General features: G+C 75.0%; 21 protein-coding genes. 1 reads left to right on the top strand and 20 read right to left on the bottom strand.

What is annotated here, in order from left to right:
- Window positions 1-87 precede the first annotated feature (87 nt).
- The 13 genes from metK to pyrR form a co-directional block, all read right to left on the bottom strand.
- Entirely contained in the window at window positions 88-1,287 is a 1,200-nt protein-coding gene (gene metK, locus GY42_RS04220) for a methionine adenosyltransferase (RefSeq protein WP_046528383.1), read from the bottom strand.
- Between the two features lie 28 nt (window positions 1,288-1,315).
- On the bottom strand, window positions 1,316-2,527 hold the full coding sequence (gene coaBC / locus GY42_RS04215) for a bifunctional phosphopantothenoylcysteine decarboxylase/phosphopantothenate--cysteine ligase CoaBC (protein ID WP_046528382.1): 1,212 nt from the start codon (window positions 2,525-2,527) through the stop codon (window positions 1,316-1,318).
- Window positions 2,528-2,536: 9 nt separating this feature from the next.
- On the bottom strand, window positions 2,537-2,803 hold the full coding sequence (gene rpoZ, locus GY42_RS04210; RefSeq protein WP_046528381.1) for a DNA-directed RNA polymerase subunit omega: 267 nt from the start codon (window positions 2,801-2,803) through the stop codon (window positions 2,537-2,539).
- A 143-nt stretch (window positions 2,804-2,946) separates the two neighbouring features.
- On the bottom strand, window positions 2,947-3,513 hold the full coding sequence (gene gmk, locus GY42_RS04205) for a guanylate kinase (protein ID WP_046528380.1): 567 nt from the start codon (window positions 3,511-3,513) through the stop codon (window positions 2,947-2,949).
- A gap of 102 nt (window positions 3,514-3,615) precedes the next feature.
- On the bottom strand, window positions 3,616-3,927 hold the full coding sequence (gene mihF, locus GY42_RS04200; protein WP_013117080.1) for an integration host factor, actinobacterial type: 312 nt from the start codon (window positions 3,925-3,927) through the stop codon (window positions 3,616-3,618).
- 138 nt (window positions 3,928-4,065) lie between these two features.
- Window positions 4,066-4,932: a hypothetical protein gene (locus GY42_RS18065; protein WP_052748200.1), complete on the bottom strand. Its 867-nt coding sequence runs from the start codon at window positions 4,930-4,932 to the stop codon at window positions 4,066-4,068.
- A gap of 175 nt (window positions 4,933-5,107) precedes the next feature.
- A complete protein-coding gene (gene pyrF / locus GY42_RS04185; protein WP_046528377.1) occupies window positions 5,108-5,968 on the bottom strand; it encodes an orotidine-5'-phosphate decarboxylase in 861 nt (286 codons plus the stop codon).
- A complete protein-coding gene (gene carB / locus GY42_RS04180) occupies window positions 5,965-9,288 on the bottom strand; it encodes a carbamoyl-phosphate synthase large subunit (protein WP_046528376.1) in 3,324 nt (1,107 codons plus the stop codon). Before carB ends, pyrF begins: the two co-directional genes overlap by 4 nt.
- A complete protein-coding gene (gene carA, locus GY42_RS04175; protein ID WP_046528375.1) occupies window positions 9,288-10,508 on the bottom strand; it encodes a glutamine-hydrolyzing carbamoyl-phosphate synthase small subunit in 1,221 nt (406 codons plus the stop codon). Before carA ends, carB begins: the two co-directional genes overlap by 1 nt.
- A complete protein-coding gene (locus tag GY42_RS04170; RefSeq protein ID WP_046528374.1) occupies window positions 10,505-11,053 on the bottom strand; it encodes a PH-like domain-containing protein in 549 nt (182 codons plus the stop codon). Before GY42_RS04170 ends, carA begins: the two co-directional genes overlap by 4 nt.
- Window positions 11,053-12,369, bottom strand: coding sequence for a dihydroorotase (locus GY42_RS04165; RefSeq protein ID WP_046528373.1), 1,317 nt, complete (start codon window positions 12,367-12,369; stop codon window positions 11,053-11,055). Before GY42_RS04165 ends, GY42_RS04170 begins: the two co-directional genes overlap by 1 nt.
- The gene (locus tag GY42_RS04160; protein WP_046528372.1) at window positions 12,366-13,370 is read right to left on the bottom strand and encodes an aspartate carbamoyltransferase catalytic subunit; all 1,005 of its coding nucleotides are present in this window, start codon (window positions 13,368-13,370) and stop codon (window positions 12,366-12,368) included. Before GY42_RS04160 ends, GY42_RS04165 begins: the two co-directional genes overlap by 4 nt.
- The gene (gene pyrR, locus GY42_RS04155) at window positions 13,367-13,960 is read right to left on the bottom strand and encodes a bifunctional pyr operon transcriptional regulator/uracil phosphoribosyltransferase PyrR (RefSeq protein WP_046528371.1); all 594 of its coding nucleotides are present in this window, start codon (window positions 13,958-13,960) and stop codon (window positions 13,367-13,369) included. The genes GY42_RS04160 and pyrR overlap by 4 nt, the downstream gene beginning before the upstream one ends.
- A gap of 211 nt (window positions 13,961-14,171) precedes the next feature.
- Between pyrR and GY42_RS04150 the strand changes: the two genes are divergently transcribed.
- Window positions 14,172-16,487, top strand: coding sequence for a putative bifunctional diguanylate cyclase/phosphodiesterase (locus tag GY42_RS04150; RefSeq protein WP_236686709.1), 2,316 nt, complete (start codon window positions 14,172-14,174; stop codon window positions 16,485-16,487).
- Between the two features lie 39 nt (window positions 16,488-16,526).
- Here GY42_RS04150 and nusB read toward each other — a convergent pair whose 3' ends face one another.
- The 7 genes from nusB to aroC all read right to left on the bottom strand — a co-directional run bounded on the left by nusB (window position 16,527) and on the right by aroC (window position 21,830).
- The gene (nusB, locus tag GY42_RS04145) at window positions 16,527-16,943 is read right to left on the bottom strand and encodes a transcription antitermination factor NusB (protein WP_046528369.1); all 417 of its coding nucleotides are present in this window, start codon (window positions 16,941-16,943) and stop codon (window positions 16,527-16,529) included.
- A 1-nt stretch (window position 16,944) separates the two neighbouring features.
- A complete protein-coding gene (efp, locus tag GY42_RS04140) occupies window positions 16,945-17,508 on the bottom strand; it encodes an elongation factor P (protein WP_046528368.1) in 564 nt (187 codons plus the stop codon).
- A 223-nt stretch (window positions 17,509-17,731) separates the two neighbouring features.
- On the bottom strand, window positions 17,732-18,157 hold the full coding sequence (locus tag GY42_RS04135; RefSeq protein ID WP_046528367.1) for a hypothetical protein: 426 nt from the start codon (window positions 18,155-18,157) through the stop codon (window positions 17,732-17,734).
- Window positions 18,158-18,160: 3 nt separating this feature from the next.
- Window positions 18,161-18,766, bottom strand: coding sequence for a hypothetical protein (locus tag GY42_RS04130; protein ID WP_046528366.1), 606 nt, complete (start codon window positions 18,764-18,766; stop codon window positions 18,161-18,163).
- Window positions 18,767-18,840: 74 nt separating this feature from the next.
- Window positions 18,841-19,962: a 3-dehydroquinate synthase gene (gene aroB, locus GY42_RS04125; RefSeq protein WP_046528365.1), complete on the bottom strand. Its 1,122-nt coding sequence runs from the start codon at window positions 19,960-19,962 to the stop codon at window positions 18,841-18,843.
- Window positions 19,959-20,531: a shikimate kinase gene (locus tag GY42_RS04120; protein ID WP_152667211.1), complete on the bottom strand. Its 573-nt coding sequence runs from the start codon at window positions 20,529-20,531 to the stop codon at window positions 19,959-19,961. Before GY42_RS04120 ends, aroB begins: the two co-directional genes overlap by 4 nt.
- A gap of 81 nt (window positions 20,532-20,612) precedes the next feature.
- Window positions 20,613-21,830 (bottom strand): chorismate synthase, encoded by a 1,218-nt coding sequence (gene aroC, locus GY42_RS04115; RefSeq protein WP_046528363.1) that lies wholly within the window; start codon window positions 21,828-21,830, stop codon window positions 20,613-20,615.
- Between the last annotated feature and the right edge of the window lie 65 nt (window positions 21,831-21,895).

The raw sequence follows: 21,895 nt of genomic DNA, 5'->3' as shown, positions 1-21,895 counted from the left end.
GTCACGGTGCTCATCCCACCACGTCGCGCCGACGTCCCCGGCGCGGGTCGCGGCGGGGACGTCGGGGGGTCGGTCCGGTGCGGTGCGTCAGCCGACGGCGGCGATGAGCTCGGCCGTGCGGTCCGTGCGCTCCCACGTGAACTCCGGCAGGTCGCGGCCGAAGTGCCCGTAGGCCGCCGTGCGGCGGTACACGGGGCGCAGCAGCTCCAGGTCACGCACGATCGCGGCGGGACGCAGGTCGAACACCTGGCGGATCGCGGCGGTGAGCCGCTCGTCGGAGACCTGCGAGGTGCCGAAGGTCTCGACGTACAGGCCGACGGGGTGCGCCTTACCGATCGCGTAGGCGACCTGCACCTCGCAGCGCCGCGCGAGGCCCGCCGCGACGACGTTCTTCGCCACCCAGCGCAGCGCGTACGCGGCCGAGCGGTCGACCTTCGACGGGTCCTTGCCGGAGAACGCGCCGCCGCCGTGGCGGGCCATGCCGCCGTACGTGTCGACGATGATCTTGCGGCCCGTGAGCCCGGCGTCGCCCTGCGGGCCGCCGATCACGAACTGCCCGGTCGGGTTGACCAGCAGGCGGTACGAGGACGTGTCGATGTCGACGTCGGCGAGCACGGGCGCGACGACGTGCTCCGCGATCTGGGCGACGAGGTGGTCGTTGAGGACGTCGGGCTCGTGCTGCGTCGAGAGCACCACGGTGTCGAGGGTGACCGGGCGGTCGCCGTCGTAGCCGACGGTCACCTGGGTCTTGCCGTCGGGGCGCAGACCCGCGACGAGGCCCTCCTTGCGGACGAGCGTGAGGCGCTCGGCGAGGCGGTGCGCGAGCCAGATCGGCAGCGGCAGGAGCGACGGGGTCTCGTCGCTCGCGTAGCCGAACATCAGGCCCTGGTCGCCCGCGCCCTGCAGGTCGAGCGGGTCGAGGTCGGCGCCGTCCTGCCGGACCTCGAGCGCCTTGTCGACGCCCGCGGCGATGTCCGGGGACTGCTGCCCGATCGAGACGGACACGCCGCACGAGTCGCCGTCGAACCCGATGAGGGACGACGTGTAGCCGATGCCGCGGACGACCTCGCGGACGAGCTGCGGGATCTCGACGTACGCGCTCGTCGTCACCTCGCCGGCGACGTGGACGAGGCCCGTGGTGACCATGGTCTCGACGGCCACGCGGGCCGTGGGGTCCTGCTCGAGGATGGCGTCGAGGATCGCGTCGGAGATCTGGTCGCAGATCTTGTCGGGGTGTCCCTCGGTCACCGACTCGGACGTGAAGAGGCGCAGGGACGTCGAGGTCATGGCGGCAGCGTAACGCCGTCGCGGCGTCTCAGAGGTGACGTCTCGTCAGCACCGCGTCCCACACGACGTGCGCCACCTCGTCCTTCGTCCCCGCGGCGGTCGCGACCACGTCGCCCGCGCGGTCGAGGACGGTGACGTCGTTGGTCGTCGTGCCGAAGCCACGGCCGCCCCCGACGGGGTTCACGACGAGCAGGTCGGCGCCCTTGCGGACGGCCTTGGCGCGCGCGTGCTCGAGGACGGAGCCCTCGGCGTCGCCGGTCTCGGCGGCGAAGCCGATCACCGTCTGCCCCGCTCGGGGCGGGTCGGTCACGAGCTCGCGCAGGATGTCGGTGGTCTCCACGAGCGCGACCACGGGCGCGTCGCCGGTCTTCTTCAGCTTGGCGTCGGCGACGCTCGCGGGCCGGTAGTCGGCGACGGCCGCGGCCATGACGACGACGTCGGCCTCGGCGGCGGCCGCTCGCACCGCCGCCCGCAGTTCGTCGCCGGTCTCGACGGGCACGACCGTCACGCCGGCACCGACGCGTGCGAGGACGTCGTGCGTGACGTTCGCCGCGACGAGCGTCACGCGCGCGCCGCGCTCGGCGGCGGCACGCGCCAGCGCGACGCCCTGCCGACCCGACGACCGGTTTCCGAGGAACCGGACCGGGTCGAGGGGTTCTCGGGTCCCGCCGGCCGACACGACCACGTGCGTCCCCGCGAGGTCCGCGGCCCGTGCGGGAGCCACGAGCCCCGTCGCGGCCGCGGCGATCTCCTCGGGTTCGGGGAGACGCCCTGGTCCGGTGTCGGCACCCGTGAGGCGCCCCGACGCGGGGTCGAGGACGTGCACGCCGCGTGAGCGGAGGGTGGCGACGTTCGCGACGGTCGCCGGGTGCTCCCACATCTCGGTGTGCATCGCGGGGGCGAGCAGCACGGGGCAGCGCGCGACGAGCAGCGTCGCGGTGAGCAGGTCGTCGGCGCGGCCCGCGGCGGCGCGCGCGAGCAGGTCGGCCGTCGCGGGGGCGACGACCACCAGGTCGGCGGTCTTGCCGATCGCGACGTGCGCGACCTGGTCGACGTCCTCGAAGACGTCGGTCGTCACCGGCTCGCCCGACAGGGCCTCCCAGGTGGCGCGACCGACGAACTCGAGCGAGGCGCGCGTCGGGACCACGCGCACGGTGTGACCCTGCTCCCGCAGCAGCCGCAGCAGCAGGACCGCCTTGTAGGCGGCGATCCCGCCCGCGACACCGAGGACGACGCGCATGACGGGAGGTCAGGCCTCCGGCGTCGGCTCGGACGTGAGGAGGCCCTCGTCGATCTCGCGCATCGCGATCGACAGCGGCTTCTCCTGCGGGCGGGTCTCGACGAGCGGCCCGACGTACTCGAGGAGGCCCTCGTTGAGCTGCGCGTAGTACGCGTTGATCTGGCGCGCGCGCTTGGCCGAGAACAGCACGAGCGCGTACTTGGAGTCCGCGCGCTCGAGCAGGCGGTCGATCGGCGGGTCGGTGATGCCTGTGGGGGCGGCAACGGTTCCGGACACGGAGGACTCCCGTTTCGTCGGAGGGCTGGTCGGCGTGCGTCCGCCGGCGGGTGCCGGTGACGGCACGGGCGGCGGGAGGCGCAGCGCACCATGCTACCCGGTCGCGGCGGCGGACCCCGGGACGCGGAGGCGAGGGCCGGTCGTCAGGCCTCGATGCCCATGAGACGGACGATCTCGTCGGTCGCCCGGTGCACGTCGTCGTTGACGACGACGTGGTCGAACTCCGACTCGGCGGCGAGCTCCACGCGGGCCGAGGCGAGGCGACGCTCGCGCTCCTCCTCGTCCTCGGTGCCGCGACCGACGAGCCGCCGCACGAGCTCGTCCCACGACGGCGGGGCGAGGAACACGAACCGCGCGTCCGGCATGGACTCGCGCACCTGCCGTGCGCCTTGCAGGTCGATCTCGAGCAGCGCGGGCTCGCCCGCGGCGAGCCGCTCCTCGACCGGGCCGCGGGGCGTGCCGTAGCGGTTGCGCCCGTGCACGACCGCCCACTCGAGGAGCTCGCCGCGCGCGGCCATCTCGTCGAACCGCTCGGGCGACACGAAGTGGTAGTGCAGCCCGTCCACCTCGCCCGGGCGCGGGGCACGCGTCGTCATGGAGACCGAGAGCCAGACCTGGGGGTACCGGGCGCGGATGTCGGCCGACACCGTGCCCTTGCCCACGGCGGTCGGTCCGGCCAGCACGGTCAGCCGTGCCTGCTGCGTCGTCATGCGTGCCCTGCTCCAGGTCGTGTCACGAGGTGCCCGGACGGTCCGGACACGGCGGCGCCCCGCCCGGGTCCGGGCGGGGCGCCGTGGGTGTCGCCGCGGCGCTCAGCCGAAACGGTCGACGAGGGCCTTCACCTGGTGCGGGCCGAGGCCACGCACGCGGCGGGTCTCCGAGATGCCGATCTCGGACATGATCGCTCGGGCCTTGACCTTCCCCACGCCGGGGAGGGACTCCAGCAGCGCGGCGACCTTGAGCTTGCCGATCGTCTCGTCCTGCTGGCCCTGCTCGATCACCTCGGACAGGGAGCCCTGCGAGTACTTGAGGCGGTTCTTCACCTCGGCACGGGCCTGCCGCGCCGCGGCAGCCTTCTCGAGCGCGGCGGCTCGTTGTTCGGGAGTCAGCGGAGGAAGAGCCACGCGCGTCACCTTCTCGTCACTGGGCCGGAGATCCTCGTCGGAATGCGCGGGATCTGAGGACGAAACTAGCGACGGTCCGACCGCTCGGCAACGCGGGAGCGCCGCGTGTCGCCCTGCGACCTGCGCCGACGCACCGGATCACACCTCGTCGGGCGCTCGGCGGGGTCGGTCGCCGCCCGCCGCCCGACCCCGTCCGAGGCCCCGGACGTGCGCGACGGTGCAGGTCGCGAGGCGCGGGTCGTCGCCGACGAGCGCGGCCAGGACCTCGGTGAACGCCTTGCGCAGCCCGCGCGCGGTGATGGGCATGCCGACGGCCGCGACGGCACCCGTGCGCGGGTGCACCGAGGGGTGCGCGCGGACCCAGAGCTGCGGCGGCGGGCTGCCCTCGAGCGTGGCGACCAGCGCTGCTCGGACGGGCAGCCACTGCTCGATCGTGTGCCGGGTCGGGTCGGACAGCTCGTGGCGCGCGTCGACGAGGCGCAGGGTCGTCGCGTCCGCCGCGAGGTCGGCGACGCACGCGCGCGCCAGGTCACGCTCGGACGCGCCGGTGTCCGCCAGCACGCGGACGTGGGCGCGGAACCGGACCCACACCTCCCACGAGACGCCGTGGGGCCGCCGGCCGCCCACCCGGGCGAGCAGCAGGCGCGCGGGCGCGTGGTCGCGCACGACGGGCGGGGTGGCGGGACGGCGCAGCGCGGCGAGCGCCCGGTCGGCGGCGTCCGCGTCGAGCATCGCGTGCTCGACCGCGTGCCGGAGGAGCCCGCGTGCGGCCGTGGCGCGCTGCCGCACGGACGCCGCCGACGGCTCACGGCCCGAGCCCGTCGGGGACGTCGACCACAGGGCGAGCCGGTCGTCCTGGGCGACCTGCCCGAGGGGCTCATCCCCCAGCTGCGCGACCAGGTCGGTGAGCGCCCAGCGCTGGGCGCGTGCGGTGGACGCCGGGCGCTGCTCGAGCTGGACGAGGTACCGCGCCGCGGCCTGCCCCACCGTCGTCCGTCCGCGCACGTCCGCACCTTAGCGGCGGGTCCGCACCGGGTTCGCCTTCGGGGCGGGCCGCCGTGAGGCGGCGCTTGTTCGTCCCCGTGGCGGTGGTAGACCGCTAGGTTCCGTTATCGTCACGCACCGACGTAGTGCTGAGCGGTGGTCGCGCGCCCTCGTACGACAGGCGCGCGACCCTGCGTCAGCGCAGCGCAGCGGCCGCCTGGGACGAGGCATCGAGCGCCGCGGTGCGCAGCGCTCCGACCTCCGGGCCCGCGGCCAGCACTCCCCTGCTCGAGGACGCGAGCACCTGACGGCGGGCGTCACCGAACACCGCGGCGAGCTCGGCGGCCCCCGCGCCCTGCGCACCGACGCCCGGTGCGAGCAGCGGGCCCGCGACCGCCGCGAGGTCGACCCCTGCGTCGCGCACGGCCGTACCGACCGTCGCGCCGACCACGAGCCCGATCGACCCGAGGCTCGCCGCACCCGTGTTCAGGGCGGCCGCGCGCGCGGCGACCTGCGCCGCGACGGTGACGCCCTGGGCCGTGCGCGCGTGCTGCACGTCCGGACCCTCGGGGTTCGACGTCAGGCAGAGCACGAACAGGCCTCGCCCGGTCGCCAGCGCGAGGTCCACCGCCGGGTCGAGCGACCCGAACCCGAGGTACGGCGACACCGTGAGCGCGTCCCCCGCGAGCGGCGAGCCGTCCCGCAGGAACGCGTCCGCGTACGCGCCCATCGTCGAGCCGATGTCGCCGCGCTTGGCGTCGACCACGACGAGCGTGCCGGTCGCCCGGCCCGCCGCCACGACCTCCTCCAGCACGGCCACGCCCGCGGACCCGTGCCGCTCGAAGAACGCGGCCTGCGGCTTGACGGCCGCGACCCGCCCGGCGACCGCGTCCATGACGCGGTGCGCGAACTCGCGCAGACCCGCGGCGTCGTCCGGGAGCCCCCACGCGTCGAGCAGCGACGCGTGGGGGTCGATCCCGACGCACAGCGGCCCGTGCGCGTCCATCGCCGCGGCCAGCCGCTCGCCGAACGGGCGCACGCGTGCGGCCGCCGTCACGCGGGCACCGTCGCGCGCCGCTGCGCCGCCGCCGCGTCGTGCTCCTGCAGGCTCGTGACCGCGAACGGCCCGGACCGCCGCGCCTCGATGGCCTGCACGGCCGCACCCAGCTGCTGCACGGTCGTGACGATCGCCTTGTCCGCGGCGGTCGTGGCCGCGCGGATCTCGTACCCGTCGGCGCGCGCGCCCTGCCCGGACGGCGTGTTGACGACCATCTCGACCTCGCCCGCGGTGATGAGGTCGACGATCGTCGGCTCCCCCGCCGGCCCGCGGCCGGCCGAGTGCTTGCGGACCACGCGCGACGGGATGCCGCTGCGGCGCAGGACGGCCGACGTGCCCTCGGTCGCGAGGATCTCGAACCCGAGCTCGACCAGGCGCTTCACCGGGAACACGATGGACCGCTTGTCCCGGTCCGCGACCGAGATGAAGACCCGGCCGGAGTCCGGCAGCCCGCCGAACGAGGCCGCCTGCGACTTCGCGAAGGCGGTCGGGAAGTCGACGTCGAAGCCCATGACCTCGCCCGTCGAGCGCATCTCCGGCCCGAGCACGGTGTCGACGACCTGACCGTCCGCGGTGCGGAACCGCTTGAACGGGAGCACGGCCTCCTTGACCGCGATCGGCGCGTCGAGGTCGAGCGTGCTCGCGTCGGCCCGCGGCAGGACGCCCTCGTCGCGCAGCTGCGCGATCGTGCGGCCCGCCATCACGAGCGCCGCGGCCTTGGCGAGCGACACACCCGTCGCCTTCGACACGAACGGCGCCGTGCGCGACGCGCGCGGGTTCGCCTCGAGGACGTAGAGCACGTCGGACACGAGCGCGAACTGGATGTTCAGCAGCCCGCGGACGCCGACGCCGCGCGCGATCGCCTCGGTCGACGTGCGGATCCGCTCGAGCTCGGCGACCGACAGCGTCACGGGCGGCAGCACGCACGCCGAGTCGCCCGAGTGGATGCCCGCCTCCTCGATGTGCTCCATGACCCCGCCGAGGAAGAGCTCGGTGCCGTCGTAGAGCGCGTCGACGTCGATCTCGATCGCGTCGTCGAGGAAGCGGTCGATGAGCAGCGGCGGCAGCGACGCGCGGTGCCCGCCGACCTGCTCGGCGAGCGCGCGCTCGACGTACTCCGTGAGCTGCGCCTCGTCGTACACGATCTCCATGCCGCGGCCGCCGAGCACGTACGACGGGCGCACCAGCACCGGGAATCCGATGCGACGCGCCGTCTCCCGTGCGCCCTCGAGCGTCGTCGCGGTGCCGAACGCGGGCGCGGGCAGGCCGGCCGCCTCGAGCACGGCGCCGAACTCGCCGCGGTCCTCGGCCGCGTCGATCGCCTCCGGCGGCGTGCCCAGGATCGGCAGGCCCGCGTCGGACAGCCGCTGCGCGAGCGACAGGGGCGTCTGCCCGCCGAGCGTCACGATGAGTCCCGCCACCGGGCCCGCCGCGAGCTCGGCCTCGTAGACCTCGAGCACGTCCTCGAACGTCAGCGGCTCGAAGTACAGCCGGTCGGACGTGTCGTAGTCGGTCGACACGGTCTCGGGGTTGCAGTTGACCATGACGGTCTCGTACTCGCCCTTGAGCGCGAGCGCCGCGTGGACGCACGAGTAGTCGAACTCGATGCCCTGCCCGATGCGGTTCGGCCCCGAGCCGAGGATGAGGATCGCGGGACGCTCGCGCGGCGCGACCTCGGTCTCCTCGTCGTACGACGAGTAGTGGTACGGCGTGCGTGCCGCGAACTCGGCGGCGCACGTGTCGACCGTCTTGTAGACGGGCCGCACGCCCAGCGCCCAGCGGGTGCGCCGCACGGCGTCCTCGCTGGTCTGCCGCAGCGACGCGACCTGCGTGTCCGACAGGCCGTGGCGCTTGGCGCGCGCGAGCACGTCGCGTGTGAGCGCGGGCGCGTCGGCGGTCTCCTGCGCGACCTCGTTGATCAGCTGCACCTGGTCGAGGAACCACGGGTCGATGCCCGTGCGCGCGTACACGTCGTCGACGGGGACGCCCGCGCGCAGCACCTGCTGCACGTCGACCAGCCGGTGCTCGGTGGGCCGCGAGATCGACGCGACGAGCCGCTCGAGCTCCTCCCCCGTGGCCGCCTCGCCGTCCCAGTGGAACGTCGAGCCCTTCTTGTCGATCGAACGCATGGCCTTGCCGAGCGCCTCGGTGAAGTTGCGGCCCATGGCCATCGCCTCGCCGACCGACTTCATGGTCGTCGTCAGCGTGTCGTCGGCGGCGGGGAACTTCTCGAACGCGAACCGCGGGACCTTGACGACGACGTAGTCGAGCGTCGGCTCGAACGACGCGGGCGTCGACCCGGTGATGTCGTTGGGGATCTCGTCGAGCGTGTAGCCCACCGCGAGCTTCGCGGCGATCTTCGCGATCGGGAAGCCCGTGGCCTTCGACGCCAGGGCCGACGACCGCGACACGCGCGGGTTCATCTCGATGACGATCACGCGCCCGGTGTCGGGGTGCACCGCGAACTGGATGTTGCAGCCGCCCGTGTCGACGCCGACCTCGCGGATCACGGCGATGCCGATGTCCCGCAGCCGCTGGTACTCCCGGTCCGTCAGCGTCAGCGCGGGTGCGACCGTCACCGAGTCGCCGGTGTGCACGCCGACCGGGTCGACGTTCTCGATCGAGCACACGACCACGACGTTGTCGTGCTTGTCGCGCATGAGCTCGAGCTCGTACTCCTTCCAGCCGAGGATCGACTCCTCCAGGAGCACCTCGGTGGTCGGCGAGTAGTGCAGGCCCTGCCCGACGATGCGTCGCAGGTCGTCCTCGTCGTACGCGATGCCCGAGCCCAGGCCGCCCATCGTGAACGAGGGCCGCACGACCATCGGGTAGCCGAGGTCCTCGGCCGCGCCGAGCGCCTCGTCGATCGTGTGGATGATCGCCGAGCGCGCCGACTCCCCGCCGCAGACCTCGACGACCTGCTTGAACTGCTCGCGGTCCTCGCCCTTCTGGATGGCGGGGATGTTCGCGCCGATCAGCTCGACGTCGTACCGCTCGAGGACGCCGGCCTCGTCGAGCGCGATCGCCGCGTTGAGCGCGGTCTGACCGCCCAGCGTCGGCAGGATCGCGTCGGGGCGCTCCTTGGCGATGATCGAGGTGAGCACCTCGGTCGTGATCGGCTCGACGTACGTGGCGTCGGCGAACTCCGGGTCGGTCATGATCGTGGCCGGGTTGGAGTTCACGAGGACGACCCGCAGGCCCTCCTCCTTGAGCACGCGGCACGCCTGCGTGCCGGAGTAGTCGAACTCGCAGGCCTGGCCGATGACGATCGGGCCGGAGCCGATGACGAGGACGGACTGCAGGTCGTCGCGGCGGGGCATCAGGCGGCGCCCTTCTGGTTCGTCGCGTCGCCGCCGGTCGTGCCGGCGCCGTCGCGGTGGGAGGTCATGAGGTCGAGGAAGCGGTCGAACAGGTAGGCCGCGTCGTGCGGGCCGGCCGCCGCCTCGGGGTGGTACTGCACCGAGAACGCCGGCAGGTCGAGCGCCTCGAGGCCCTCGACGACGTCGTCGTTGAGGTCGACGTGCGACACGCGGACGCGGCCGTACCGGCCGCCGTCGAAGGGCGCGACCGTCTCGGCGTCCAGCGGCGCGTCGACGGCGAAGCCGTGGTTGTGGGCCGTGATCTCGACCTTGCCGGTCGTGCGGTCCATGACCGGCTGGTTCACGCCGCGGTGGCCGTACTGCAGCTTGTAGGTGCCGAAGCCCAGGGCACGGCCGAACAGCTGGTTGCCGTAGCAGATCCCGAAGAACGGGATCCGGCGGTCGAGCACGCCGCGCAGCACGTCGATCTCGTGGCGCGCCGCGGCCGGGTCTCCCGGGCCGTTGGAGAAGAACACGCCGTCGGGCTGCACCGCGAGGACGTCCGCGATCGTCGACGTCGCGGGCAGCACGTGCACCTCGACGCCGCGCTCGGCCATGCGCTGCGGGGTCATGGCCTTGATGCCCAGGTCGACCGCCGCGACGCGTGCGCGCGGCTCGTCGAGCGGTGCGCCGTCGGGGCCCAGGGCCGGCACGACGTACGCGGCGTCGACGCTGACCTCGCCGGCCAGGTCGGCGCCGGTCATCGCGGGGGCCGTCAGCACCTCGTCGACCAGCTCGTCGACCGGGCGCCGCTCGCCCTCGGGACGCACGAGCGCGTCGCCCGAGAAGATGCCGGCGCGCATGACGCCCCGCTCGCGCAGGTGCCGCGTGAGGGCGCGGGTGTCCACGTCGCTGATGCCGACGACGCCCTGCGCCGCGAGCTCCTCGTCCAGCGAGCGGCGCGAGCGCCAGCTCGACGGACGGCGGGCGGGGTCCCGCACGACGTACCCGGCGACCCAGATGCGCCGCGACTCGGGGTCCTCGTCGTTGACGCCCGTGTTGCCGATGTGCGGCGCGGTCATGACGACGACCTGCCGGTGGTACGACGGGTCGGTCAGGGTCTCCTGGTAGCCCGTCATGCCGGTGTTGAAGACGATCTCGCCGAGCGTCCGCCCGGTCGCGCCGTACGCGCGTCCGGTGAACGTGCGGCCGTCCTCGAGGACGAGGATCGCGTCGCTCATGCCTGCTCCTCTCGCGCCGGGGGCGCGGCGTCGGTGTCGGTGGGGGCCGCGACGAGCGCGCGGGCGGCGTCGAGCAGCGTGCCGCGCTCGGCGTCGTGGCGCACGTGCAGCGCGGTGTCGAGGGCGGTGCCGGTGGTGGGGTCGGGCACCCAGGTGAGGACCACGAGGCCGTCCCGGCCGACGAACTTGCCGGCCTGACCGCTCGTGGTGCCCACGGCGGTCAGCGCGGCGGCGGGCACCCACAGGTCGCGCGCACCGGTGCGGGTGACGGCCACGCCGTCGGCGTGCACGCGCACGCGGGCCGGGCTGCGGACCCCCAGGTCGTGGGCCACGACCCGGTCGAGCCAGTCGCCCGCGCGCGTCGAGGACACGTACACGGCCTCGATCGCGTCGGTGACGGGCGCGCCGGGCGCGTCCGGGAGCACCGGCAGCGACGGCACGAGCGCGGCGGTGCGACGCGCACGCGAGCGCCAGCCGTGCCGCATGCCCCACAGCCCGAGCACCGCGAGCGCGGCCAGCAGCGTGACGGAGAGCCAGACGGGCATCAGGCGGGCACCCCCGGCTCGACGAGCGCGCCGTCGAGCACGGTCGCGCGGCCGCGCAGGAACGTGGCGACCACGCGCCCGGGCAGCTCGGTGCCGGCGAAGGGCGAGTTGACGCTCGCGGTGGCCTGCTGCTCGGGGACGACGACGCGCCGGGCGGTCGGGTCGACGAGCGTGAGGTTGGCGGGCTCCCCCACGGCGATCGGGCGGCCCTGGCCGTCGAGGCGTCCGATCCGCGCGGGCGCGGCGGACATCACGCGGGCGACGTCGGCCCAGGTGAACCGGCCGGTGTCGACCATGACCTGCTGCACCACGGAGAGCGCGGTCTCGAGTCCGGTCATGCCGAAGGCGGCGGCCGCCCACTCGCAGTCCTTGTCCTCGCGGGCGTGGGGCGCGTGGTCGGTGCCGACGGTGTCGATCGTGCCGTCGGCGAGGCCCGCGCGGACGGCCTCGACGTCCTGCGCCGTGCGCAGGGGCGGGTTGACCTTGTAGCGCGGGTCGTAGCCGCGCACGAGCTCGTCGGTGAGGACGAGGTGGTGGGGCGTGACCTCGGCGGTGACGTCGATGCCGCGGGCCTTGGCCCACCGGACGATCTCGACGGACCCGGCGGTGGACAGGTGCAGCACGTGCAGGCGCGAGCCGACGTGCTCGGCGAGCAGGACGTCGCGCGCGACGATCGCCTCCTCGGCGACCGCGGGCCAGCCGGTGAGCCCGAGCTCGGCGGAGACGACGCCCTCGTGCATCTGGGCGCCCGCGGTGAGACGCGGCTCCTGGGCGTGCTGAGCGACGACGCCGTCGAAGGCCTTGACGTACTCGAGCGCGCGACGCATCACGACGGGGTCGTGCACGCACTTGCCGTCGTCGGAGAACACGCGGACGCGCGCGGCGGAGCGAGCCATGGCCTGCAGCTCGGCGAGCCGCTCGCCCTCGAGGCCGACCGTGACGGCGCCGACGGGGTGGACGTCGGCGTAGCCGGCGTCGCGCCCCAGGCGCCAGACCTGCTCGACGACGCCCGCGGTGTCCTGCGTGGGGGTCGTGTTGGCCATGGCGTGCACGGCGGTGAAGCCGCCGAGCGCGGCGGCGCGCGTGCCGGACGCGACGGTCTCGGCGTCCTCGCGTCCGGGCTCGCGCAGGTGGGTGTGCAGGTCGACGAGGCCGGGCAGCAGCACGAGCCCGTCGGCGTCGACGACGCGGGCGTCGCGCGCGGCGTCGTGCGTGCGGGCGTCGGCGCCGAGCGCGGCGACGACGCCGTCGGCGAGCAGCACGTCGGTCGGGTCGCCGCCCAGCGGGCGGGCGCCGGTGAGCAGGGTGGCGGTCACGCGGGCACCTTCGTCTCGTCGGTCGTGCGGGTCGTGCGCGTGCCGTCGCCGGCGAGCAGCAGGTAGAGGACGGCCATGCGGACCGCGACCCCGTTGGCGACCTGCTCGACGATGACGGCGCGCGGCGAGTCGGCCGCGTCGGCGCTGATCTCGAGGCCGCGGTTCATGGGGCCGGGGTGCAGCACCACCGCGTGGTCGGGCAGGGTCGCCAGGCGGCGGGCGTCGAGGCCGTAGCCGCGCGTGTACTCCAGCGGGCTGGGGAAGAACCCGCCGCCCGCGCTGGACATCCGCTCGCGCTGCACGCGGAGCATCATCACCGCGTCGGGCCGCGTCGCGAGCGCGTCGTCCAGGTCGTAGGACACGGTGGCGGGCCACGTGTGCACGCCGACGGGCAGCAGCGTGGGCGGGGCGACGAGCGTGACGCGCGCGCCGAGCGTGCGCAGCAGCTGCACGTTGGACCGTGCGACACGGCTGTGCAGCACGTCGCCGACGATCGCGACGTGCAGGCCCGCGAGGTCGCGGCCCGTCGTGTCGGTGGTCCCGCGGTCGCCGACGAGGTGCCGGCGCAGCGTGTAGGCGTCGAGCAGCGCCTGCGTGGGGTGCTGGTGCATGCCGTCGCCCGCGTTGACGACCGCGCCGCTGGTCCACCCGGCGTGCGCGAGCGTGTGCGGCGCGCCGGATGCCTGGTGACGGATCACGACCGCGTCGGCGCCCATGGCCTGCAGCGTGAGGGCCGTGTCCTTGAGGGACTCGCCCTTGGAGACGCTCGAGCCCTTGGCGGAGAAGTTGATGACGTCGGCCGACAGGCGCTTGGCGGCGGTCTCGAAGGAGATGCGCGTGCGCGTCGAGTCCTCGAAGAACAGGTTGACGACGGTGCGGCCGCGCAGCGTGGGGAGCTTCTTGATCTCGCGGCCCTGGGTCGCGGCCATCTGCGCGGCGGTGTCGAGCACGTGGACGGCCTGCGCGGGGCTGAGGTCGGCGGCGGACAGCAGGTGCCTCATCGGGCACCGCCCTCGATGACGACGCGGTCCTCGCCGTCGGTCTCGGCCAGGAGCACGCGCACGCGCTCGGCGGTCGCGGTGGGCAGGTTCTTGCCGACGTAGTCGGCGCGGATCGGCAGCTCGCGGTGCCCGCGATCGACCAGGACGGCGAGCTGCACGGCGCGCGGCCGTCCGAGGTCGCTGATGGCGTCGAGCGCGGCGCGGATCGTGCGCCCCGAGTACAGGACGTCGTCCACGAGCACGACGACCTTGCCGTCGACGCCGTCGCCCGGCACGTACGTCTCGCCGATGGTGCGCGTGGGGTGGTGCGCGAGGTCGTCGCGGTGCATCGTCACGTCGAGGCTGCCGACGAGGTCGTGCTCGGCGACGTCCTCGACCTGCGCGAGGCGTTGCGCGAGGCGGCGTGCGAGCGGGAGCCCGCGCGTGGGGATGCCGAGCAGGACGACGTCGGCGACGCCCTTGTTCCGCTCGACGACCTCGTGCGCGATGCGCGTCAGTGCGCGTCCCACGTCGTCGGCCCCGAGGACCGTCGTGCCGCTGCCCCCGGCGGGGGTGCTCCCGGGTGCGGGCGCAGGTGTGCCAGTGCTCATGCGTGCGACTCCTTCCCCGCCTCACGGGACGGGCTTAAAGGGAGGTTGCTCGACGGGTCACATTACCTGCGGATCCGGCGGGTGCGCGGTCGTGTCCACGTGACGCGCGGCACGGCCGGTCCGGCAGCGCCCGCCGCGGTCGTCCCCGACGGAGCGGGGCGTCACCCGGATGCCTCTCATGGGCTCCGCGACGTGCGCCGATACAGCAGGCATGCTCGGCGACGTCCCCCTGTGGGCCACCGTCCTGCAGTTCCTGGCCGCCGGCCTCGTCGGCGGCTTCTGCGTGCTGCAGTGGGTCTGGTGGCGCGGTGCGCTGCGCTCGGAGGGCTCGACGTGGTCGCTCGCGCTGTCGGTCACGATGGGTGCGCTGCTGCTCGTGGGCGGGCTGCACGGGGTGACGGAGAGCCCGCCCGTGCGGGCCGTGCTCGAGTTCGGGCACGCGCAGCTGCTGGGCGTGCTGGCGCTCGTGGCGCTGCCGGCCACGCGCGCGTTCGGCGGTCGCGGGCCGCGCGTGCGCCCGTGGGCCGTCGCCGTCGGCGTGGTGCTCGCGCTGCGCGCGGCGCTGTGGTTCTGGCCGGCCGAGCAGGTCCCGGGCGTGCCCGGTGGTCGCGCAGCCGCGGTCGCGCTGCTGTTCGTCATGCTCGCGGTCGTCGTCGGCTACGTCGTCGCGGCCCTGGGCCGGGCCCGCCTCACGCGCCCGGGCTGGACGGTCGCGGCGGCGGGCTCGACCTCGCTGGTCATGCTCGGCGGCGGCGTGCTCCTCGCGGGCCGTCCGCTCGGTGCGCTGCTCACGGCGTTGTGGCCGCTGCCGTTCGCGCTCGGTCTCGAGTCCCTCGCGTTCGTGCGCCTGCGGCGCGCGCAGAGCACCGCGCGTCGCCGCGAGCTCATGCGCGACGCCCTCGCGGCCGTCACCAACACCGCGTGGTTCCACCGCGACGCGGACGCGGTGCTGCTGCAGGCCCGCGACGCGGCGCGCCGCGTGCTCGGCGACCCGAGCGTCGAGGCGTCGCTGCGGCCCCTGCAGCGCGACCGCTTCGTCGCCGACCTGTTCCCCGCCGAGCCCGAACGGCTCGAGCCGCACGACCGCACGTTCCTCGTCGACCTCGCCCTGGTCGTCTCGACCGCCGCCGAGCGGTACGCGCTGGCCGACCGGCTGGCGCGCGCCGCCGTCACCGACCCCCTCACGCGCCTGCCGAATCGCCGCGCGGCCGACGTGCACCTGCTCGAGGTGCTCGAGCGGGGCGCGGTCGAGCGCACGCGCGTCGCGGTGCTCTACTGCGACATCGACGGCTTCAAGGACGTCAACGACCGCGAGGGCCACGCGGCGGGCGACGAGCTGCTGCGCCGCACCGCCGACCTGCTGCGCGGCTGGGTCGACGACGACACGTACGCCGCCCGGCTCGCGGGCGACGAGTTCGCCGTCGTCGTGGCCCGCGCGCCCGACGACGAGGCCCTGGGCGACCTCGCGCGGCGCCTGCGGGCCGAGTTCGCCGCGCACGTCGGGAGCACGGGACCGCGCCTCACGTGCGGGGTCGCCGCGTGGGACCCGACCGACGTGGTCGACGCCGACGCGCTGCTGCGGCACGCCGACGCCGCGATGCTCGAGGCCAAGCGCACGTCCACGGGCCACCGCGTGTTCGACCCCGCCATGCGGGCGCGCGCCGAGGACCAGCGCCGCATCCGCAGCGCGCTCGAGCGCGCGGTCGCCGAGGACCGGATCACCGCGTACTTCCAGCCCATCGTCGACACCCGCACGCTCGAGGTCGTGGGCCTCGAGGCGCTGGCGCGCTGGCAGGAGGGCGACGCGGTCGTGCTCCCCGAGCACTGGATCACGCTGGCCGAGCAGACGGGACTCATCGTGCCGATCGGCCGGTCGATGGTCCGGCAGTCGCGGCGTGCGCTCGACCGGCACCAGATGCCCGTGGCCGTCAACCTGTCCGCGCGCGAGCTGCACGAGCCGGACGTGCTCGAGCACCTCGACGCGGCGTGGTCGGGCGGGCCGTGGGAGCACCTGACCGTCGAGATCACCGAGAGCACGATGCTGCGCACGTCCGCCGCCGTGCCCGTGCTGTCCGAGCTGCGGGCGCGCGGCGCGCGCATCGCGCTCGACGACTTCGGGACGGGCTACAGCTCGCTCGCGCGGCTCGCGCGCCTGCCCGTCGACGTGCTCAAGATCGACCGGTCGTTCGTGCGCGAGCTGCGCACGCCGCGCGGCGTGGGCGCCGTGCGCGCGATCGTCGCGCTCGCCGAGCACCACGGGCTCGACGTCGTCGCCGAGGGCGTCGAGTCGGCGGGCGACCTGCAGGTGCTGGTCGACCTCGGGGTGCCGCGCGCGCAGGGCAACTTCGTCGGCCGCCCGGCCGCGGGGCTGCCCGTGCGGGGCGCGCGCCCGCAGCCGCGGTCCCCCGAGCCGGCGCGCACGACCGGCGAGCAGCGTCGGCTCGACGCCCGCCGGGTCCGCACGGTGCCGCGCCCGCTGCGCGTCGTGCACGGCGGCGGGGACGACGCGGCGCCCGAGCACCTGTGAGGGTGCCCGGGCGCCGGGGTGGAGCGGTCGTGCGGCGGGTCAGGCCAGCAGCGTGGGCTTCAGCACGACGATGCGGCCGAGGAGCCCGTTGACGAACGCGGGCGACTCGTCGGTCGACAGCTCACGGGCGAGCGAGACGGCCTCGTCGACGGCCACCGCGTCGGGCACGTCGTCGTTCCAGAGGATCTCCCACGTGCCGAGGCGCAGCAGCGCACGGTCGACCGCGGGCATGCGCGCGACCGTCCAGCCGTGCGCGTGCGTCGCGAGCAGCTCGTCGATGCGCTCGGCGTGCGCGAGCACGCCTTCGACCAGCTCGACCGAGTACTGCGGCAGCGACGCCTCGGTGCCCGGCTCGACGACGCGCTTCGCCAGCAGGTCGGCGACGGGGACGCCGCGCTGCTCCGCCTCGAACAGCACGTCGAGCGCGCGCTTGCGCGCCTTGGTCCGGGCGCCCACGTCAGTCGTTCACGCGGCCGAGGTACGACCCGTCACGCGTGTCGACCTTGACCTTGGTGTTCGCCTCGAGGAACAGCGGCACCTGGATCTCGTAGCCGGTCTCGAGCGTCGCGGGCTTCGTGCCGGCCGACGAGCGGTCGCCCTGCAGGCCCGGCTCGGTGTACGTGACCTCGAGCACGACCGACGGGGGCAGCTCGACGTACAGCGGCACGCCGTCGTTGGTCGCGACGAGCGCGGTCTGCGACTCGAGCATGAAGTTCGCGGCGTCGCCGACCGTCGCGGCCGGCACGTTGATCTGGTCGTAGGTGTCCGTGTCCATGAACACGAAGTCCTCGCCGTCCTTGTACAGGTACTGCATGTCGCGCTTGTCGACGTTGGCCGTCTCGACCTTCACGCCCGCGTTGAACGTCTTGTCGACGACCTTGCCGGACAGGACGTTCTTGAGCTTGGTGCGCACGAACGCGCCGCCCTTGCCGGGCTTGACGTGCTGGAACTCGACGACGGTCCAGAGCTGGCCGTCGATGCGCAGCACGATGCCGTTCTTGAGGTCGTTGGTGGTCGCCACGAGCGTCGTTCTCCCGATCGGTGGTGGTGCGCGCCGTGCGGCGCGTGCGGGCGGCGGGCGCCGATCCTCCGGCATGCCCGACCCGGCGCTGCCGCCGACCGGTGCGGTCGTCCGGCCCCAGGCCGTCGTCCATACTAGCGCCCGCTCCCCCGGGCGCCCGCACGGACCTGCCCGGAACTGCACGGACCCGCGCGGGCCGGCGCGCGCGGCCCGCTCGGGCGCGTCAGCCGACCAGCCGCTGCGCGAGCGCCCCGACCGCGGCCGACCACAGCAGCGACGCGAGCGTCCCGATCACGAAGCGCTCGGACGCGCCGGGGTTCTCGCGCAGCTCGGGGTAGCGCCCCAGGCCCTTGACGGCGACGACGACGGCCACCCCCTCGGGCACGCCCGCGAGCAGGCTCGCCGTGACGGCGAGGCGCTCGAGCACGCCGATCCACGTACCGCCCCGCAGCACGGTCTGCGCGCCCTCGCCGTCGGGGCCGTCGCTCACGCGCAGCGGCTGCAGCACGACGGGACCGCTGCGGCGCGCCCGTCCCGCGTCGCGCGAGCGCGACGCGAGCCGCAGCACGAGGCGCGTGACGAGCCAGCCGCCCGCGGACGACACGAGCAGGGCGCCGGCCCAGATGCCGGCCACGAGGGCGGGGTGCACGCGTCAGACCTTGGCGTCGCCGGCGGCCCGCGTCAACAGGTGGGCGACCGCGGGTCGCGCGGCGGCCTCCTCGGCCCACATCGCGGTGCGCAGGCGCTTGCTCACGGCCTGCTGCGTGACGCCGAGGGCCTGCGCCACCGCGTCCTGGCCCGCCTCGCCCGCCGCGCGCAGCGCGTCGACGGCGTCCCACCCCGCGGGGGTGCGGCGCGCGGCCACCGAGCCGAGCAGCACGAGCACGGCGTCCGCGTCCTCGGCCGCCTCGGGCACCGCGCCCCGCACGGCGACCGGCACCGGCCGCTGGCGGCTCTTCGCGCTCTCGACCGCGTCGCGCGCGAGCACGAACGCGTCGCCCGCTCCGGCGCGCGGCGAGGCGGGCAGCGGCTCGACGACGGGCCCGGCGCCGACGCCCACCGTCCACCCGCCGTCCCGCAGCACCCGCAGCGCGACGTCGACGACGACGCCCGGGTCGTCGAGGACGCCCTGCACCTCGTCGCCGACCGTGCGCTCGAACCCGCGCACCGTCGGCACGTCCGCGAGCGCGGCGAGGAGCTCGGGGACGCGGTCGGTGCCGCGTCGGCTCCCTCGCTGGTCGATCGTCATGACGAACATGGCACAACCCTGCCAGTTTGTTCTGAGCGCCACAACCTCGAGGAGTTGTGCGGGACGTCAGTCGCGGGGCGCGCTCACAGCAGCAGAGCACCGGCAGGCGTCGGGTCGGCCGAGATCTCGGCGTACGCCGCCGCCAGCAGCGTCGGGTCGGGTCCCTCGAGGCGCGACGGGCTCGCGAGCCCGTCGAGGACCACGAACCGCAGCAGGTCGCCCCGGGTCTTCTTGTCGCGACGCATCGCCGTGAGCAGCTGCTCCCACCGGTCGCCCCGGTACGTCACGGGCAGCCCCAGCGCCGTGAGGACCGACCGGTGACGCGCGACGACGTCGTCGTCGAGGCGACCGGCGAGCCGCGCGAGCTCGGCGACGAACACCATGCCGACCGACACCGCCGCGCCGTGCCGCCACCGGTAGCGCTCGACGTGCTCGACCGCGTGCCCGAACGTGTGCCCGTAGTTGAGGATCTCCCGCAGGCCCGCCTCGCGCAGGTCCTCGCCGACCACGCGCGCCTTGGTGCGCACGGCCCGCTCGACGAGCTCGGCGAGGACCGGCGAGGACGCGGCCGCCGCGGGGTCGCGCAGCAGCGCCGTGTGCTCCTCGACGAGCTCGAGGATGCGCGGGTCGTCGATGAAGCCGCACTTGACGATCTCGGCGAGCCCGGCCACGAAGTCGTGGGGGCTCATCGACTCGAGGGCCGCGAGGTCGCACAGCACCCCGGCGGGCGGGTGGAACGCACCGACGAGGTTCTTGCCCTCGGCGGTGTTGATGCCGGTCTTGCCGCCGACCGCGGCGTCGACCATCGCGAGCACGGTCGTCGGCACCTGCACGACGCGCACGCCGCGCAACCAGGTGGCGGCCACGAAGCCCGCGAGGTCGGTCGTCGCACCGCCGCCGAGCCCGACGACGGCGTCGGAGCGCGTGAACCCCGCCTGCCCCAGCACGCCCCACAGGAACGCGGCCACCTGCGCGGTCTTCTGCTCCTCGGCGTCGGGGACCTGCGCCACGTACGCCTCGTACCCGTGCGCCAGCAGGTCCTCGCGGACCGCGTCGGCCGACGCCGCGAGCGCCGCCGGGTGCACCACGAGCACGCGCTGCACGCCGTCGCCGAGCATGCCCGGGAGCCGGCCCAGCAGGTGCCGGCCGATGACCACGTCGTACGGCTGCTCCCCCGCGACGCGGACCGTCTGCTCGCCGCTCACGCGTCACCCCTCGCGGTGCGCAGCGCACCGAGCGCGTCCTCGACGGCCTGGGCGACCTCGGCCGGGCGCAGCCCGTCGGTCGGCACGCGCACGGTCGCGACCTCCTCGTAGACGGGGCGTCGGGCCTCCATGAGCGCCTGCCACTGGGCACGCGGGTTGCCGACGAGCAGCGGACGTGCCTGGTTGAAGCCGACGCGGGGCGCCGCGTGCGCGAGGCTCACGTCGAGGAAGACGACGGCGCCCCCCGCCGCGCGGTACGCCGCCAGCGCGGCGCGGGTCGCGTCGTGCAGCACCGCGCCGCCGCCCAGGGCCAGGACGCCGTCGTGCTCGGCGAGCGCCGCGGCGACCGCGTCGCGCTCGAGCTCGCGGAAGCGCGGCTCGCCGTCCTCGACGAACACGTCCGCGACGGTCTTGCCCGTCACGGTCTCGACGTCGGCGTCGGTGTCGCGCACGGCCAGCTGCCAGCGCTGCGCGAGCGCCTCCGCGACGGTCGACTTGCCTGCCCCCGGGGGGCCGACGAGCACGACACGGGGACCGGGGGGCGGGACGGCGGCTGGCACGACGGGCAGCCTAGTGCGCGCGGCCGCGCGGTCCGGGGCTGTCCGCGTGCCGGGCGGGCGCGCGGACGCCGCCGCACGCCCGCGCGCGGGTCACGCGAGCAGCTCGGGGATCGAGGCGACGTACGCCTCGAGGTTGCGGCGCACCTCGGCGACCGAGTCGCCGCCGGTCTTCTCGAGCAGCGTCTGCGCGACGACCAGCGCGACCATCGCCTCGGCGACGACGGCCGCGGGCGGCACCGCGCACACGTCCGACCGCTGGTGGTGCGCCGTCACGGGCTCGCCCGTGGCGGTGTCGACGGTCGCGAGCGCGCGCGGCACGGTCGAGATCGGCTTCATCGCGGCGCGCACGCGCACGACCTCGCCGTTCGACATGCCGCCCTCGATGCCGCCGGCCCGGTTCGTGCGGCGCACGATCCGGCCCGACGCGTCGCGCTCGATCTCGTCGTGCGCCTGCGAGCCGCGCCGGACCGCGGTGCGGAACCCGTCACCGACCTCGACGCCCTTGATCGCCTGGATGCCCATGAGCGCGGCCGCGAGCCGCGCGTCGAGGCGCCCGTCGGCCTGCACGTAGGTGCCGACGCCCGACGGCAGCCCGTGCACCAGCACCTCGATGACGCCGCCGAGCGTGTCACCGTCCTTGTGGCACTGGTCGATCTCGGCGACCATCGCCGCGCTCGTGGCGGGGTCGAAGCACCGCACGGGATCCGCGTCGAGCGCGGCCACGTCGTCGGGCGTGGGCACGGGCGCGTCGTCGGGCACGCTCACCGGTCCGATCGCGACGACGTGCGAGACGAGCCGCACGCCCGCCGCCTGCTCGAGGAACGCCGCGGCGACCGTGCCGAGCGCGACGCGCGTCGCGGTCTCGCGGGCGCTCGCGCGCTCGAGCACCGGCCGGGCGTCGTCGAAGCCGTACTTGCGCATGCCCACGAGGTCCGCGTGGCCCGGGCGGGGGCGCGTGAGCGGCCGGTTGCGGGCGATCTCCCGCGCGTCACCGGTCCCGGCGTCGACCGTGAGCGCCTCGGGCGGCACCGGGTCCGCCGACATCACGTCCGACCACTTGGGCCACTCGGTGTTGCCGATCTCGACCGCGACCGGACCGCCCTGCGACAGCCCGTGCCGCACGCCCGCGAGCAGGCGCACCTCGTCCTGCTCGAACTTCATGCGCGCACCGCGGCCGTGGCCGAGGCGGCGGCGCGCGAGCGCGGCCCGGACGTCGGACGTCTCCACCCGCACGCCGGCGGGCAGACCGTCGAGGATGCCGACGAGCGCGGGACCGTGCGACTCGCCTGAGGTCAGCCAACGGAGCATGCGGGGATCCTCCCACGACCGCGACCTCGCAGCCCTCGGCCGCCCGCACCTCGGACGACGACGCC

The sequence above is a fragment of the Cellulomonas sp. FA1 genome, from assembly GCF_000986825.1.
GTDB lineage: Bacteria > Actinomycetota > Actinomycetes > Actinomycetales > Cellulomonadaceae > Cellulomonas > Cellulomonas iranensis.
Note: the sequence above shows the minus strand (reverse complement) of the source record. Positions and strands in the feature narration are given on the sequence as shown.

Bases quoted from the DNA above. Each gene is read 5' to 3' on its own strand.
- GY42_RS04160 (WP_046528372.1), bottom strand. From the start codon at position 13,370: ATGAGGCACCTGCTGTCCGCCGCCGACCTCAGCCCCGCGCAGGCCGTC.
- aroC (WP_046528363.1), bottom strand. From the start codon at position 21,830: ATGCTCCGTTGGCTGACCTCAGGCGAGTCGCACGGTCCCGCGCTCGTC.
- pyrR (WP_046528371.1), bottom strand. From the start codon at position 13,960: ATGAGCACTGGCACACCTGCGCCCGCACCCGGGAGCACCCCCGCCGGG.
- metK (WP_046528383.1), bottom strand. From the start codon at position 1,287: ATGACCTCGACGTCCCTGCGCCTCTTCACGTCCGAGTCGGTGACCGAG.
- GY42_RS04150 (WP_236686709.1), top strand. From the start codon at position 14,172: ATGCTCGGCGACGTCCCCCTGTGGGCCACCGTCCTGCAGTTCCTGGCC.
- coaBC (WP_046528382.1), bottom strand. From the start codon at position 2,527: ATGCGCGTCGTCCTCGGTGTCGCGGGCGGGATCGCCGCCTACAAGGCG.
- gmk (WP_046528380.1), bottom strand. From the start codon at position 3,513: ATGACGACGCAGCAGGCACGGCTGACCGTGCTGGCCGGACCGACCGCC.
- GY42_RS04170 (WP_046528374.1), bottom strand. From the start codon at position 11,053: ATGCCCGTCTGGCTCTCCGTCACGCTGCTGGCCGCGCTCGCGGTGCTC.
- GY42_RS04130 (WP_046528366.1), bottom strand. From the start codon at position 18,766: ATGTTCGTCATGACGATCGACCAGCGAGGGAGCCGACGCGGCACCGAC.
- carB (WP_046528376.1), bottom strand. From the start codon at position 9,288: ATGCCCCGCCGCGACGACCTGCAGTCCGTCCTCGTCATCGGCTCCGGC.
- carA (WP_046528375.1), bottom strand. From the start codon at position 10,508: ATGAGCGACGCGATCCTCGTCCTCGAGGACGGCCGCACGTTCACCGGA.